This is a genomic window from Paenibacillus sp. ALE2, assembly GCF_054113385.1.
The window spans coordinates 4280885-4296249 of record NZ_CM134213.1 but is presented as its reverse complement, the minus strand read 5'-3'; the positions used below and the strand labels follow the sequence as shown (position 1 = coordinate 4296249).

13 protein-coding genes are annotated in these 15365 nt (G+C 44.4%); 3 read left to right on the top strand and 10 right to left on the bottom strand.

Going from position 1 to position 15365, the window contains the following annotated elements; translation table 11 throughout:
• Nucleotides 1-21: 21 nt before the first annotated feature.
• From rbsD to ACXHJ1_RS18855, 3 genes are read right to left on the bottom strand one after another with little or no spacing between them, the layout of a single operon-like run.
• Nucleotides 22-456, bottom strand: a complete 435-nt coding sequence (gene rbsD, locus ACXHJ1_RS18865) for a D-ribose pyranase (protein WP_090890548.1) — start codon at nucleotides 454-456, stop codon at nucleotides 22-24.
• On the bottom strand, nucleotides 456-1334 hold the full coding sequence (rbsK, locus tag ACXHJ1_RS18860; RefSeq protein WP_017427746.1) for a ribokinase: 879 nt from the start codon (nucleotides 1332-1334) through the stop codon (nucleotides 456-458). Before rbsK ends, rbsD begins: the two co-directional genes overlap by 1 nt.
• The gene (locus ACXHJ1_RS18855) at nucleotides 1327-2355 is read right to left on the bottom strand and encodes a LacI family DNA-binding transcriptional regulator (RefSeq protein WP_107733535.1); all 1029 of its coding nucleotides are present in this window, start codon (nucleotides 2353-2355) and stop codon (nucleotides 1327-1329) included. The genes rbsK and ACXHJ1_RS18855 overlap by 8 nt, the downstream gene beginning before the upstream one ends.
• 208 nt (nucleotides 2356-2563) lie before the next feature.
• Here ACXHJ1_RS18855 and ACXHJ1_RS18850 point away from each other — a divergent pair, with 208 nt between their 5' ends.
• The gene (locus ACXHJ1_RS18850; protein ID WP_107733534.1) at nucleotides 2564-3292 is read left to right on the top strand and encodes a DsbA family oxidoreductase; all 729 of its coding nucleotides are present in this window, start codon (nucleotides 2564-2566) and stop codon (nucleotides 3290-3292) included.
• Between the two features lie 90 nt (nucleotides 3293-3382).
• On the opposite strand, the gene ACXHJ1_RS18845 is transcribed toward ACXHJ1_RS18850, so the two are convergent.
• Both ACXHJ1_RS18845 and ACXHJ1_RS18840 read right to left on the bottom strand, forming a co-directional pair.
• On the bottom strand, nucleotides 3383-4171 hold the full coding sequence (locus ACXHJ1_RS18845; protein WP_016820742.1) for an SDR family oxidoreductase: 789 nt from the start codon (nucleotides 4169-4171) through the stop codon (nucleotides 3383-3385).
• Between the two features lie 159 nt (nucleotides 4172-4330).
• A complete protein-coding gene (locus ACXHJ1_RS18840) occupies nucleotides 4331-5242 on the bottom strand; it encodes a copper amine oxidase N-terminal domain-containing protein (RefSeq protein WP_107733533.1) in 912 nt (303 codons plus the stop codon).
• 237 nt (nucleotides 5243-5479) lie between these two features.
• Between ACXHJ1_RS18840 and ACXHJ1_RS18835 the strand changes: the two genes are divergently transcribed.
• Entirely contained in the window at nucleotides 5480-6397 is a 918-nt protein-coding gene (locus ACXHJ1_RS18835) for an AEC family transporter (RefSeq protein ID WP_013371415.1), read from the top strand.
• A 282-nt stretch (nucleotides 6398-6679) separates the two neighbouring features.
• On the opposite strand, the gene ACXHJ1_RS18830 is transcribed toward ACXHJ1_RS18835, so the two are convergent.
• The 3 genes from ACXHJ1_RS18830 to ACXHJ1_RS18820 form a co-directional block, all read right to left on the bottom strand.
• A complete protein-coding gene (locus ACXHJ1_RS18830; protein ID WP_107733532.1) occupies nucleotides 6680-9751 on the bottom strand; it encodes a X2-like carbohydrate binding domain-containing protein in 3072 nt (1023 codons plus the stop codon).
• 467 nt (nucleotides 9752-10218) lie between these two features.
• A complete protein-coding gene (locus ACXHJ1_RS18825; RefSeq protein ID WP_044786059.1) occupies nucleotides 10219-11391 on the bottom strand; it encodes a M20 metallopeptidase family protein in 1173 nt (390 codons plus the stop codon).
• Between the two features lie 228 nt (nucleotides 11392-11619).
• The gene (locus ACXHJ1_RS18820; protein WP_017427739.1) at nucleotides 11620-12129 is read right to left on the bottom strand and encodes a GNAT family N-acetyltransferase; all 510 of its coding nucleotides are present in this window, start codon (nucleotides 12127-12129) and stop codon (nucleotides 11620-11622) included.
• Between the two features lie 109 nt (nucleotides 12130-12238).
• Between ACXHJ1_RS18820 and xerS the strand changes: the two genes are divergently transcribed.
• Nucleotides 12239-13339 carry a tyrosine recombinase XerS gene (gene xerS / locus ACXHJ1_RS18815; protein WP_017427738.1) on the top strand — a complete coding sequence of 367 codons (1101 nt, stop codon included), beginning with the start codon at nucleotides 12239-12241 and terminating at the stop codon, nucleotides 13337-13339.
• 8 nt (nucleotides 13340-13347) lie between these two features.
• Here xerS and mobB read toward each other — a convergent pair whose 3' ends face one another.
• Both mobB and ACXHJ1_RS18805 read right to left on the bottom strand, forming a co-directional pair.
• On the bottom strand, nucleotides 13348-13899 hold the full coding sequence (mobB, locus tag ACXHJ1_RS18810) for a molybdopterin-guanine dinucleotide biosynthesis protein B (protein WP_016820736.1): 552 nt from the start codon (nucleotides 13897-13899) through the stop codon (nucleotides 13348-13350).
• Nucleotides 13896-15173, bottom strand: a complete 1278-nt coding sequence (locus ACXHJ1_RS18805; RefSeq protein WP_113050726.1) for a molybdopterin molybdotransferase MoeA — start codon at nucleotides 15171-15173, stop codon at nucleotides 13896-13898. Before ACXHJ1_RS18805 ends, mobB begins: the two co-directional genes overlap by 4 nt.
• Between the last annotated feature and the right edge of the window lie 192 nt (nucleotides 15174-15365).

Sequence of the window (15365 nt, the reverse complement as noted above, 5' to 3'; positions counted from 1 at the left end):
CCTTTTTTATTCAACACTAATTTATCCAAAAAGAACTCCTGCCTGTAAAATACAATTGGCAAACGGCGTAGCCTCACCTGTACGGATGACAGCTTTGGCTTGCCGAGTTAATGTCTTAAATTGTTCATGTGAGCAAAACTCAATGACGGCAGTCGGCTGAATAATCTGCGAATGCTCTAGTTGCTCTCCTGCAAAGGTGCGCATAATATACTGTAACGCTTGTTCATTTTCTTGTTTGATTTCTTCAGCCAGTGTTACTTTTTCAATCACCATATCTGCGGCAATGACATCAACAACGTCCTGAAAGGACGGAATACCCAGTTTCAATGCCAAATCAATTTTGGTAACGCCTTCAGGAACTGGTAAGCCGGCATCAGCCACGACAATAAAGTCCGTGTGGCCGAGATCCGTTAATATTTTGGATATATGACTGTTTAGAATTCCATGTTTCTTCATTATAATTGCTCCTCTACTTCACGACGGGTTGGCATTCCACCTTGCGCTCCAAATTTGGTAACGGACAATGACGCAGCACGATTAGCAAATTTCACACTGTCTGCCAGCGATTTTCCTTCAGCCAGTGCCACCGCAAAAGCAGCGTTGAACGTATCTCCTGCACCTGTTGTATCCACGGCTTCGACCTTGTAAGTAGGAACTACAACTTCCTGTTCTCCGTCGAAAAACCGTACACCGTTGCTGCCTTCCGTTACAAACAACTTGTTCGGATATTTGCGCAGCGCTTCTTGAAGACTCATATCCTTAAACATGATGGCGGCTTCATGCTCATTTGGCGTAATGTAGGCTGCATTGGCAATTACGCTTTCTTCCACCTCACGAGCCGGGGCTGGATTCAGCAGCAAGGGTACCTGATACTTCGCACAAATTTCGCTTACATAGACAATCGTCTCCGCCGGTATTTCCTGTTGAATTAATACAATATCCGAACTTCGAATAACATCAAGCGCTTCTTCCACGTAAGCGGGTGTAACTTCATTATTCGCTGCTTTTACCACGACAATACTGTTATCACCCTCGGCTAGTACAATGTGTGCTGTACCGCTTTCCATATGTGTAACCGGTTTCACATAGTTAATATGAACATGATTTTCTTCAAAATTGCGTAAAATCTGTTGTCCCAAATGGTCGTCTCCTACACGTCCAATCATCGTAACGTCCGCCCCGAGTCGTGCTGCAGCTACTGCCTGATTGGCTCCTTTACCGCCAGGTACGGTTGTAAAGCTTTCTCCCAATACCGTTTCACCAGCACCGGGACGCTTGGAAGAAGTAACTACGAGGTCCATCGAACTGCTTCCGATAACCGAAATTTTAGCCATGATGATCCACCTTTCTCGTTGTTTCCCGTTCGATAAATTTGACGGGCAATTGTATGCTTGAATAGGTAAGTACTTTCGAATGAAGGATAGGTACACTTGACTTCGTTGCTTGCGACTGCTCAATCAATTGAATGAGCAGACCTGCCGCTTCCCAGCCCATTTCATAAGCAGGCTGCCGGATTGTTGATAATGGCGGAAATAACAAGCTGCTTAATGGTATATCATCAAACCCGATAATTTGAACATCTTCCGGGATTTTTTTTCCTAATCTATGTGCCTCATGCATCACCGCGGTAGCTACAATATCGTTACTGGCAATAACTCCGTCCGTATCAGGATACTTGCTGAACAGCTCTTTGGCCCACAACTCAGCTTCCTTGAACGAAAAGGACGTTGTCTCAACGACATGGTAAGCAATACCGGATTGCTGAAGCTCTTCCACCGCCCCGCGAAAACGATCTTGTGCTGGACGAATATGAGCAGGACCCTGCATGACTGTAATTTGTCTGCTGCCACGAGCAACCATAGCCTGAGCAGCCAAGCGACCGCCATGAGCTCCATCCGCATAAACGGAGAGACTGTCACTGGAAGTCCGATCGAGAAAAACGACTGGTATTTTCAGTTTGGCGTAACAGTCGGCAGCAGGGTCATTGGTAGATGAAATAACCCCAACAACATTATTCTGAACAAAAGTATCCATGTAATCTAATTCTTTCTGGCGATCCTCATCACTATTACCGAAAATAATACGAAAATCATTTTCCTGCATTCGATCCTCCACCCCACGAGCCAACAAGGGAAAGTAAGGGTTTGTAATATCCGGCAGCAGCAGGCCGATTAATCTGGATTTCTTTTTATACAGAGAACGTGCAACTTCATTAGGCTTGTAATTTAGCTGCTTCACCGCAGCTTCAACTTTTCGCCGTGTATCCTCGTGGACATAGCCGGTTTCATTAATAACTCGGGATACGGTCGCCACGGAAACACCTGCAAAACTTGCTACTTGCTTAATTGTTGTCATAATGTAGGTTCAACTCCAATTGTGTAACCGGTTACACATATAAAATATCATAGCATTTATTTTTTGACAAGCATTAATTATTTGCACATCGAAAGCAATAGCCGTATAATCTTTTTGTAACTGATGAAGTTTCACCTTTTGCTTATACTAAAGTATGCTGATTCACTCTCAGTTGCTTAATAAAATATATATATGGAGGCATTTCCTGATGAATATCGAAGTTTGGTCTGATTATATGTGTCCGTTCTGTTATATTGGCAAACGCCGTTTGGAGCAAGTCTTGCAGCAGTTCCCACATCGCGATGAGGTTCAATTGACATTCAAGAGTTTTGAATTAAATCCGAATGCTGTGAAAGAAAGTGGTAAGACGATTAATGAGGAACTATCAGCAAAATATGGCGTTAGTCTGCAAGAGGCTCATGCCATGAATGATCGCATGACCGAAAACGCACGTTCTACAGGTCTGGAGTACAATATTCATGCCATGGTTCCGACAAACTCTTTCGATGCTCACCGTCTAACGCATTGGGCTCACACACAAGGCAAAATGCTGGAATTGAGCGAGCGTTTATTTCAGGCTGTCTTCATGGAAGGCAAGCATACTGGGGATCATGAAGTACTGGCAGCGTTGGCAGCCGAAGTTGGTTTGGATCATAACGAAGCCGCTGCCATATTAGCCGGTGACCGCTTTACCGACGAAGTTAGAGCTGATGAAACTGAAGGTGCTAAGTTAGGCGTTCAGGGTGTTCCATTCTTTGTATTTGATCGAAAATTTGCTGTTTCTGGTGCTCAGCCTGAGGAGGTATTTCACGATGCGCTTCAAAAAGCATGGGATGAACGTTCTCCTTTCACTATGATTAGCGGCAGCTCGTCCAAACAGGATGCAGCTGGTGTATGTACTGATGATGGTTGTGAGCTTCCAAGCCGCGAGAGCTGATCAGCCAATGAACTAAACCTCTTTTTAGATAACTTATGAAAAAGCGTGCCTGCACCAATTAAACCTGATGCGGCACGCTTCTTTATTTTTTTATAGTGATTTAATCATTCCGCCGTCCACAAGAATGGTGCTGCCGGTCAAATAGGATGAAGCCGATGACGCCAGAAAAGCAACGACTTTACCGAACTCTTCAGGCTCACCGTACCGTCCCAACGGAATGCCCTCTTCTGCTTGTTTGCGAACTTGATCCGTCGTTTGGTGGGATTTTTCGGCTCGATGCTCGTCCAAGCTACGTACGCGATCGGTTGCAATTCTCCCTGGTGCTACAGTATGTACCAGAATATTATATGGGGCTAATTCCATGGACAATGTTTTCGCCAATCCGGCAACTCCAGTACGTAGTGTATTGGAAATAATTAGGCCCGGAATCGGCTGCTTCACTGATGATGAGGCGATATTCAAAATTCTACCACTTTGTTGTTTTTTCATATAGGGTAACGCCTCACGGATCAACCGGATATGACTAAGTAAATTTTGCTCAAAGGCCTGCATCCATACTTCATCTGTAAAATCATCAAAGGTGCCCGCAGGAGGGCCGCCCGCATTGTTAACCAAAATATCGACGGTGCCAAACCAATCAACTGTACGGCGGATGGCCTGGGAGATATGTTCAGGTTTGGTTACATCACAAACTACATATTCAACGCGACCACTCGCTGTTTCCTGTAATTCGGCCTGAGTCCGCTGAAGCTCTGCTTCATTTCGTCCAGAAATAACAACATTCGCACCCTCACGTGCCAATTCGCGTGCACTTGCTTTGCCAAGTCCTTTACTGGAGCCTGCAACAAAGGCTGCTTTTCCCGTTAATCCTAAATCCATCTATGACACTCCCTTTTCTGAGATTTCTCTATTTAATTGTACACATGACCAGCACATAATGCGAATAGCTAGGTACAAAGTAGCAAGGCAACACAAAAAAGGACCTGACATTTAGTCAGGCGCCCTTTCTGTTATACACTATTTTCTTAGTTTATAGCACTATAATGCTTCAGATATTGTTGACTGCTCATATACAACAACGGACTGGCTCTCAGGCTCCCATTTAACATTTGCTCCCAAAGCCTCTCCGATTACCCTTACAGGTACCATTGTAGTTCCATCCACTATGGATGCTGGTTGCTCGATAGAATACGGCTGGCCGTTAATATATGCTTTGGCGCTATTCACGAATAATTTGACGGACACACCATTGCGACTGACAGTAACAGCCTTTTCTTTCGGATCCCAGGAAACCTTGGCATTCAGAGCTTCGGAAGCTGTTCTAAACGGGACAAGTGTGGTGCCATTGCGGTTAATCGGCTTGGCATCGTATTTTTCACCATTCACGAACAGCTTCATACCTGATGACCGTCCAGCCTTGCTCAAGAGTACATCCAGCTTTTTGTAGCTATCCAGATTGGACACATCAGCCAAAACTGCCTCCTCCTGCATGTAAACGGCATCTGTTACATTTCCGTTTTTATCCAGTAGCTCAGCAGCCTTAGTTAGTGCTTTGTCAGAATTTCGGATCAATTCAAGTTCAGCTACCTGCTCCGAGGTCAAACGATCCGGGTATTTTGTAAGCAGCAGATTCGCAATAACCGCTCCTGCCGGCTTATCTTTTGTATTTTCTACTGCTTGTAGCAGACCGTTATATCCGTTGTGTCCCTTGCGACCTTTTTGGTCTTTGGACTCCCCGTATGTATCATCCGTTACTGCAACAGGGGTATTCTTTTTGATTTCATTGTGTTTATCTTTTTTGCTGCTCTTTTCATTCCGGTCTTTATCAGACGTATTTGCTTCCTGTTTCTTCTCCTGATCATTTCGGTGCCCCTGCTTAGCTTCGGCAGTTCCCGCTGCCAGTCCCAAGACCAGTATACACGCTAATAATGCTGTCCATGTGTTTCTCATGATGCAATTCCTCCTTATAGTAAAAGACCAGGTTTAATAACCTACATATATTAACGGCTACTATAAGCTAAATATGAAGCCCTTTTTTACTAGTGTTGCATTTGCAGGGACTGATGGCTAATCCAATATAATAAATTTTATTATGCGTGAACCTATTTCCACAGTATAATGGGAAATGCACGTGTATTTTAAGGGTTAACGTTTACATTCGTATAATAAAAAGAAGAGGAGACAGACATGTTCGGCACCATTCTTTTAGACGTTGTTTTACCTATTTTTGTCCTTATCGGTTTTGGCTGTATCATGCAATATTATTTTCGATTGGATTTGTATACCCTAGCTAAAATTAATTTTTATTATATCACCCCTGCAGTTGTGTTCACCGGTCTTTATAACTCTGAAATTTCTTTAATTCTCATGGGTGAGGTTTCACTTTTTTATGCCCTGTACATAGCTATTCTGTACGTAATCAGTACTACCGTTGCCAGATCTCTGAAATACAGCCCCGGAATGCGTGGAGCTTTTACAAACAGTGTCATGCTAGATAATTCAGGGAATTATGGTCTACCAATTAATCAGTTGGTGTTTAAAGGTGATCCGCTGGCTATTTCTGTCCAAGCTCTGATTATGACTTTTCAAAGCTTTGTTACATTTACATATGGTACTTTTGTTGTACAGAACGGTAAGGCCAATACACGAAAAATTTTAATTAATTTTTTAAAAATGCCTGTCCCCTACGCGCTTGTGCTGGGCCTGCTCCTGAATCTACTGCACAGTCCATTGCCTAATTTGCTGGCTGAGCCTCTAAATTATATTAGCCATTCGATGGTCGCAGTGGCTCTGCTTACTTTGGGAGCACAAATTGTGCAGTATCCTTTTCATTTGCGCCGGACAGCCGTGTATATCAGTATGGTATTACGCCTGATTGCAGGTCCAATAGTTGGCTTTATGCTCGTGTTTTTCCTAGGTCTTAAGGGGATTCCCGCTCAAGCATTGCTCATTGCATCAGGTATGCCTACTGGTGTTAACACGAGTATTTTGGCGGAAGAATATAAAAATGAACCTGACTTTGCGGCACAGACAGTATTACTTTCTACGATTGTGAATGTCATTACGATGACCTTATTAATTTCAATATCCCGTCATCTTACTTGAGGTGTATGATAAATATAAAACTTTATTTGTAACGCTTTTTGTCTGAGGACAGGAGCGTTTCTTTTTAATCAAAATAAGAACATACATTCTTGTCGATCTCTCTTTTTCGTTTCAAGTGGTATGTTTGTTTGACGATGATGGTATGCGAGAAGGAATTTTTTCTATTATGAATTTTTCATATAGTGAAATAGTTATGTGTTTGAATTTAAACCTCTGATTCCTCCAAAAATAAAGCCAGCTCGCTCATTAGAGTGGCTGACTTAAGATTATTTTTATGAAGATTTAAGGCTCAATTCCCCATTGCTTGATCCCAGACAGGTAAGCGGTTATTTTAGTGGAATCTTGTAAGCTGTTTGCTGTGGGATTAAAGGAATAATCATCAGTTTGTGTATAATTGCTCCAATCCGCTTTGGATATCCGGGTTTGTAGCTCAACACTCTGACCAGGCTCTAAAGAACCTGCTGCCGACTTAAAACCAATTTCTGCATAAGAATCTGCACCTGGCTTCGTATTAGTTAATTTTTTGAAGTTAGCAATGACATTCTCTGTACCGATGCTTGACCAATCCGTAAAGAAGTTTTGTGATTTCTCGCCGTTAACGGTGTAATAATAACGCAATGTCACATCTGCTAGGGAAACGGGTGAGCTTCCTGTATTGGTTATTTTAAACTTGGAACTGATCGTATTACTTGTTGCAGATACATTCCCATTGAAGGATTGCACCTTCAGAGCACCCTCGCCTGTTCCCGGCTCACTTGGCGTATCCCCTTTCACCGTAATCGTGAACAACGCATCATTGCCTGTACTAAAATGGAAGTTGAGCGTTGTCTCTCCTTTAGGAAGTTTAGATAAATACTTGTTGGTAAGAATAACTGTTTCTTCACTAACCATATAATCTTCACCTTTGTTCAGTGCCACACTCCCCTGCTTGATCGCTTCTAGTGTATTACCGTTAAGAGTAAGCTTGACAGTAATATCGGTATTACTGTTAGCCACTTCATAGGTTGCAGCCGTCGGCGTAATACTTGCTTGCCCGGTAGATGGCTGGTCACCACCCACACGATCTGCCACCAGAATGCCTCGGCCATTCGTTCCCAGATAAGCACGTCCGTAAACCCGAGGGTCCCCAATAATGGTGGTCACTCGAGCATATTGATGCTTGTCATCATTAATGCGCACCCAGTTTGCGCCAGCATCGTCCGAACGATAAAATCCACGAGTTCCGTCAATCTTACCAACGATAAACACTGCTGCATTCGTACGATTGGGTGCTGCTTTGCCAAAGCCTACAAAATCCGCCTCCTGCACATGATCAAGCTTGGTGAATGTAATACCTGAATCCTTGGAATGCCATAAGCCGTATGGCCCTCCGTCCTCGGAGCCTCCAGCAAACCACACATCTCCTTCCGCTCCTCGTACAGCACCAATATCTGCATTCCCTACACTTGGCAAACCAGTAACTGTGGATGGTGTGAAGGATGCGCCTCCATCAACACTTACATATATTTTCCCAGCAGCAAACGCGTAGTATTTGTTAGGATTTACTCGGTCAGAGGCGATCTTTGCATTAGCTGGAACTCCCGTGCTTGCTGTCCATGAGTTTCCTCCGGTTTTGGAATAAAATACACCTTTGTCCGATGTACTCCACAGCAATCCATTACCATTTGCCGCTACAGCGATGCTGCCTCCTCCTGCTGTACCGGAAGGCTCGCTATTAGCTTTGTACCAGTTCGCTCCGCCATCATTGGATAATCCGATAGATTTGGCGTTTGGATCTTTTTTATAGTCCGCTTTACCTACCCGAGCCATAAAAGAAGGGCTTAACTCGGCATAATCAATGCTTTCGCTGCTTGTAAAGGTTGGATTATCCAGCATTTTAGCAGGAGCCTTGAACAGGTCATCATGTCTGAATCCGGAGACATCACCCACTGCACTCACCAGAGGAGCTCCAGTTGGAGGGCTCACCAAATCCAAAATCGCCGTTTCCTCTACCCCTTTAGCGGCTACCGAGATGTCCAGCTTACCTCCCTTGTCCCAATTGGTCAGATTTTTAGAGCCGTATATCGTAGCTCCTGTGCCGTACAGCATATGATCTGAATTAAATGGATCTATTTCCAGATCTCCAATCATCCAGCCCAGCTTGGGCGATACTTCCGGCGGTGCAGGATTGGCATTGAAAGTCAGCCAAGGCGCACCGGATATATCCAAATTGTACTTCAGCTTACGAGCTGGATAACCATCAAATTCCCAAATAGGGCTCCAAGTTGCCCCACGATCAGTACTGCGGTAAATCGTTTCATCCGGCCACCAGGCATTCAACGTTGCAACCATAAGTGTACCTGGCTTCTGGGCGTCCACTGTCAGTCCACCATATCCAAAATGATTGTCTGCGCTGCTGCTGGCAACGGGGCTAATGTTAGTCCACTGTCCACTGGCTGTATTCAGTTTCCACAGCTCACCCTTTGTTCCATCATACGGTCCAGCTCCATCGCTGTAAGAAATATACAGGTCGCCATCTGGCGATAAAACGCCGTGATGTGGCAAATAGCCTGTAGGCTGGCCCGCTATAGCAGACCAGGTTGTCCCGCCATCAGTACTGCGATAGACACTTTGCTTTTTATCTGCGACACCCACATAGATGGTCTGTGTTGCTTTACTGGAAGAGCCCGTTTTTTTGTCAAAAGTGATCCAGGCTAAACCGACAATATCACTGGTGTATTCATTGGAAGGGTCCTGTACATACGTCCCCGGATTCGGAAAACTACTCACCTTGCTCCAGGTCGCCCCGTAATCGGAGCTTTTCCACAATCCATTACCACTTCGAGCTCCGAAGAATAATATATTGTTTTTATTCGGATCAATTGCCAGACGTTCACCCATTGAGCGTCCCGGCATATTGCCTCCTACCTTAAAGGGAAGCTTTGTAGTTTGCCACGTATTCCCCTTGTCGGTAGAGCGCATAATTTGCCCGTTTTGTTTATCCCAGGAATTAGTATACGTGCCTGTAGCTATATATACACGATTCGGATCCACAGGGTCGGTGGCTAGTGCATCGACACCATTTTTGTTCCAATCCTCCCAGCCCACAGAATCCGTCAGCGGAATCCAGCTTTCACTCGCAGGATTCCAGCGGTAAGCTCCTCCAATATCTGTACGGGCATAGATCAGATCTTTTTCCGTTTCATTAAAAATAATACCAGGTACAAAACCACCTCCACCGCCTGTAACGACACTTTTCCAAGTATAATCGTCACTTGGAGCAGCATGGGTGGGTGCTATCATGCCTGTCCAGGAAGCACCCGCTACTATAAGCGCCAAACATACAATTCTCAACCTGCTTTTTGCCTTAGTCAATGAATTCAACCTCCTTCTCCGTAATCATTTAAAAATGCAAGTCATTTCGAGCTAAAAGTAAGCAGTCAATTGCGGATTCGTTCCTATCGTTATTATTCCATTCATCAATCAAACAAGCGTTCTCTCAAGCTCACCTCCAGTAATCCAATAGATTTGCAACCTCTTTTTTGTTAGCGCTTACATCGGTGTCTGCTCAAAAGATTCGTCATCTTTTTCTCATTTCCTTGTGTGAAAAATCAAGATAATGTAATAGGATCTTCTGCTTGATAACTTGTAATAAAAGAGTTGGCTTCCACTTACAGTTGATACCTCTTATAAATTACTAATATGAATTTTTCATATAATGAATTATTTTCTTTAAATTTCATTCGAACGAGGTACCAAAATACTTTGATTTACAGCAAAAAACCGCGCTATGCGCGGTTCGGGCTTCCGTAATGCTATGGCTATTCATTAATAGGTTGAAATTACTGCAAATATTCAAGCGCCAGCGCTAAAAAAATATGTCCTGAGATGAGTAACGCACGCTCATCAAAATCAAAGCGAGGATGGTGGTGAGCAAAATGGGTTCGTTCATCCTCATTACGAGCGCCCACAATAATAAAAGCTCCAGGTCGTTGTTCTAGATAATAGGCAAAATCCTCTGCTCCCATGGCCGGTTTTAAGTCCATAAAAGCATCTGCTCCATACAGCCTACTGACTAGCTCACGTACCCGTTCTGTTTCGGCCTCGGCATTCACCAGAGCAGGATAACCATTCAAATAATCAATTTCGTATCTCGCATGATAAGCATCCGTTAGACCTTTTACGATACTACGAATTTCGTTTTCGACTTCCTTGCGTATATCCTTATTAAACGTACGTACGGTCCCTTCAATTTTGGCTTTATCTGCAATTACATTAAAGGCAGTTCCTGCTTGAAATACCCCAATCGTTAACACTGCTGATTCCGTAGGGTCCACTCTGCGACTCACGACCTGTTGTAGTCCGTTCACAATTTGACTTCCAATAACAATGGAATCCACTGTCTGATGCGGTCTGGCGCCATGTCCGCCCTTGCCGTTGATTTCAATTGAAAAGGCATCGGCAGCAGCCATTGCCGGCCCACTCTTTAAGCCGATTTTGCCCAGTGGAATTTCCGAGGAAAGGTGAATACCATATACTGCTTCCACCCCATCCAGACAACCATCCTCAATCATGAATTTGGCTCCGCCAGGCGGTTTTTCTTCGGCATGTTGAAAAATAAACACAAGCTTTCCCTTCAGTGTCTCACGGTGATGGCTTAACACTCGTGCCACTCCTAGCAACGCAGCTGTATGACCATCATGTCCACAAGCATGCATAACACCGGGAACGGTCGATTTATAAGGCGCATCCTTTTCATCCTGAATAGGAAGTGCATCAAAATCAGCACGAAATGCAATCGTTCTACCTGGCTGCCCGCCTTCTAAAAAACCGAGCACACCGTTTCCACCGACATTCGTTCTTACTTCAATACCAAAAGAGCGTAATTGGTCTGCGATAAATGCAGATGTATTCGTTTCCTCAAAAGAAAGCTCTGGATGCTGATGCAAATATCTTCTCCACGCAATCAGTTCTTGTTCACCATCTTTTAGTTCCTGAACCCATTTCTCCAGCATATTACCCTCTTTTCCTATTGAATTTATATACTTCTATCCTTATCTTACCATAAATGATTCCAATAAGTTATATATGAATTACCAAATAACTGTATACCTGCGTTTTTACCAATGTCAATGCAAGTTCTAATTGGAACGATCCATGAACAGAAGGCTTGAAATGACAACAAAAAAGCCGACAAAATATTCTCCTCGGCTTTTTTCTGGTGGTTTTCTATTATGAATTTTTCATGTATTGAAAAACTGACTTATATTCCCTCGTACTGGATGTGTTTGCTCCCTATACTCACCATTCGTATAGCTTCCAATGACCTTGCGCCAAAAGGATTGGGCTGGTCTATTCGTGCTCATCTGAGTCACCTTCCATCGCCCATTAAAACGTCCAAACAGCTCATGAGCCGCCCAAGTGCCCACACCATTGTGTCGATAAGGACGAAGTACAAAGAACTCAGCCATGTAATAGTCAGCTTCTCGATTGCTAGACATTCGGTCAACGAGTGCAAAGCCCACAGGAATATCCTGTCTCCAGATCAAAAAAGGCAGCTTTTGTTCGCCGCTCGTCCAGTATTGATACAAGTCTGGATAAGCCGGGAATGTCCCCTTCTCAGTGACATCAATTCGCAGATAGGCTGTAAAATCGTATAAGTAAAATTGCATGAGCTGGACAATAATGTCCTTCTGCGACTCTGGTACACTCTTTATGGACAGCTTCAATTCTGATTTGATATTATATCCCATACTTTCACCTCTCTTGGCGGTCAGCTTGTTCTTTACTTTGATTACTCCCATCCAGTGCTGTTCAAAATATGCTAAAATACATGTATTATGACCGGACGAGGTGAACCCTATGAACATACAAAAGATCATCGACCGGCGCAAACTGGATGAAAAGTTGCCGGATTTGCCATGGTACGTACAGCAATTTATGGATTACAAGCTTCCCGACCTATCCCCCTCTACTTTGCTGGAATATGTGCGGGATTACGAAGCTTTTTTTTCATGGCTTCGCTCGGAAGGCTTGTCTGCCGGAGAAACGAATGCCCAAGTGACACTGGAAGAATTAGAGACACTTCATATGGATAGCATTACAGGTTTTCGTTTGTTCCTGTCTACCAAACGCGAAGGCTCCAATTCCCGTATCACCATTTCACGTAAGCTATCGTCCTTGCGTTCACTCTTTCATTATTTGAGCCAAATCGCTGAGGATGAAAACTTTTATCCGTTGCTCAAGCGCAATATTATGGCCAAAGTCGAAATTAAGCGCGTACATAAACCCAAGGATACGGCCGCCAAGCTCAAAGGAAAAATACTGGAAGAGGAAGAACTGCTTGAATTTATCGGCTATATTTATGAAGGCTATGGACAAGATTTGGCTGATAACAAGCAAGCCCTATACTCCTATGAATTGAACAAGGAGCGAGATGCCTGTATCGCAAGTCTTATTCTGAACTCGGGACTGCGTGTATCCGAAATCGTCAACTTGAACATGGACGATCTCGATATAAACAATAAATTGCTGTATGTGTACCGTAAAGGAAATAACGATGAAACTTTTAAAACGCCAGTATATTTCCGCGAGCAATCCAAAGATGATCTCGCACTTTATTTATCCTTAAGACATACCCGTTATCGCGCTCCAAAAAAAGAAAAAGCTCTTTTTGTCGCGCGACCCAACGGCAGTGCTGAGGGCAAACGGATGACTAAAAGAGCGATTCAAGCAATGATCATCAAATACGCCAAGCGGTTCGGCAAGCCCTATTTGACCGTTCACAAGCTCCGTCATTCCTTTGCTACAGACTATTATTTACAAAATGATATTTACAAAACCAAGGAACAGCTGGGTCACGCTTCGACAGAAACAACGGAAGTCTATGCCCACCTGACTGACAAAACGATGTCTCAGGCGATCGAACGACGGATAGAGACTCAGACTGACTCCGCTAATTAGTAGCCCTCTCATCCCTGCTCTGTCTGGAATCCCATTTTGTGCCTCTGAATCTGTTCGAGTAGCCAGCAGCCTGCCGGTTCACTGGCATCGGCAGGAAATATTTGCACCGTTTGTTCATCTGAGTAGTAGTCCTGAGCCCAATCCATGTGGTACTCCCAAACTACTACTCCCTGTACATTTGTCAGTTCCTGAACAAGCTGCGCATCCGATTGTTCCCGCACCATGATCAGCTTCGGATATTTTTCCTGCTTGAAACCTTCCAGCAACACACAGTCATAGGCCTGAAAATGCCGGATGAGTCCGATCACAGGCCGACTATGTTCCTCTAAAATGGCAGTTCTTCCTGCCGAAACAATCGCTACGCCTTCGGCACCCGCCTGTCGGTGCTTATACGTATCTGTCCCCTCATGATCCATCTCAAATTCATGACCATCATGCTTGATCACAGCTACACGCAGTCCTGACTGCTGCGCATAACGAATCAAACCTCCGAGGAAGGTTGTTTTTCCTGTATTTTTGAATCCGACGATTTGACATACAAATGGATATTTCGTTTTCACGTCACCTGTCCGCCTTGAAGCACCAGTACGTGCACCTCTTCACCTTCGTGCAAGCCTTCTGTTGTGGGAGGAACTACGATCAGACAATCGCTGTCCTTAATCGTAACCATAGCACTGGATTCATCTACTCGCGCAGGAATCGCATATACTTGCCCACTACGTATCTCCAGAGAACTGCGTACAAAGCGGGTATAGTTGTTTACCTTCGTATAATCTGCTCCTAGCTTCGCCGTCCAGGTTTGCAAATACGGATGTGCCGAAGATAACATCATTTGAATAGTTGGTCGTACAAACAGCTCACAGCCTACAAAGCATGCACCGGGATTGCCAGAGAGCGCAAATAACAGCTTACCGTCTATCACTGCGGCTGTGGTTACACTACCTGGACGCATCGTAACCTTGTTGAACAGCATATTCACATCTTCCTGTCGTACGAGATCACCCATAATATCAAAATCACCCACCGACACTCCACCACTCGTAACCACAATATCATAGGCAGCTATCGCTTCTCGGACAGAAGCACGAGCAAGGTTCAAATCATCATGAATGGCTTGCAGAATGAACGGCTCTCCTCCTGCCTCTCTAATTTGAGAAGCCAGCATATATGTATTACTGTTTCGAATTTTCCCCGGTTGTAACGGCTCATCCACTGCGAGCAATTCTGATCCAGTGGAAAAGACAGCCACCCGTGGCTTCCTGTAAACTGGCACCCGATGTACACCAAAAGTAGCTAGTACCGAGACATGCCCCGCTCCCACGCAAGTTCCCTTACTGAGCAAAAGCTGACCTTCCTTAATCTCATGACCAATTTGTGTCACATTTTTGCCAACTTCCATACGCTTCTTCAAGCCAACATATGTCTGTCCATTTTCCTCACGCAGCTGTGTCGCCTCCAGCATCACCACCGTGTCCGCTCCTTCAGGTAGTTGTGCTCCTGTCATGATGCGGACTGCCATTCCCGTCTCCACCCGCTTGTCCGATACGGTGCCACAAGGAATTTCATCAATCACGTGTAGCCAGATTTCCTGACCGGTCGAACAGACTTCAGTGTCCGAGGCAAGGATCGCATAGCCGTCCATACCAGAACGACGAAAGCGGGGATACGGATGTGGCGCAGTCAAATCCATCGCCAGATAGCGACCATGTGCTTGCTCGAGCCCTACGTCCTCCCTTTCACCCTGTTGAGCATAGCTAGCTATCCTGCTTTGTGCTTCTTCCACCTTAACTGCTTTACGTTGGAATTTTTCTGTGTTTAATGGCGTCTGATTCATGTTCTCACTCCGTTCTTCTAAAATGCCCTCTTTCTGTTATAACGCTAAAACCGTTATCTGGCAAATCCGAACGGTGTTTATTGGATACTGCAAGTCTCTATCCGCCAAAAAACAGCCTGAATATCATATCGCGGCTGTTATTGGTAGATTTCGGTTTTTGGTTTTGCATGTCATTACGTCAGTTTTCTACGT

Coding starts and splice junctions, on each gene's coding strand:
- ACXHJ1_RS18835 (WP_013371415.1), top strand. CDS start 5,480: ATGTTCGGCACCATTCTTTTAGACGTTGTTTTACCTATTTTTGTCCTT.
- rbsD (WP_090890548.1), bottom strand. CDS start 456: ATGAAGAAACATGGAATTCTAAACAGTCATATATCCAAAATATTAACG.
- ACXHJ1_RS18825 (WP_044786059.1), bottom strand. CDS start 11,391: ATGCTGGAGAAATGGGTTCAGGAACTAAAAGATGGTGAACAAGAACTG.
- ACXHJ1_RS18850 (WP_107733534.1), top strand. CDS start 2,564: ATGAATATCGAAGTTTGGTCTGATTATATGTGTCCGTTCTGTTATATT.
- ACXHJ1_RS18820 (WP_017427739.1), bottom strand. CDS start 12,129: ATGGGATATAATATCAAATCAGAATTGAAGCTGTCCATAAAGAGTGTA.
- rbsK (WP_017427746.1), bottom strand. CDS start 1,334: ATGGCTAAAATTTCGGTTATCGGAAGCAGTTCGATGGACCTCGTAGTT.
- ACXHJ1_RS18855 (WP_107733535.1), bottom strand. CDS start 2,355: ATGACAACAATTAAGCAAGTAGCAAGTTTTGCAGGTGTTTCCGTGGCG.
- ACXHJ1_RS18845 (WP_016820742.1), bottom strand. CDS start 4,171: ATGGATTTAGGATTAACGGGAAAAGCAGCCTTTGTTGCAGGCTCCAGT.
- ACXHJ1_RS18840 (WP_107733533.1), bottom strand. CDS start 5,242: ATGAGAAACACATGGACAGCATTATTAGCGTGTATACTGGTCTTGGGA.
- ACXHJ1_RS18805 (WP_113050726.1), bottom strand. CDS start 15,173: ATGAATCAGACGCCATTAAACACAGAAAAATTCCAACGTAAAGCAGTT.
- xerS (WP_017427738.1), top strand. CDS start 12,239: ATGAACATACAAAAGATCATCGACCGGCGCAAACTGGATGAAAAGTTG.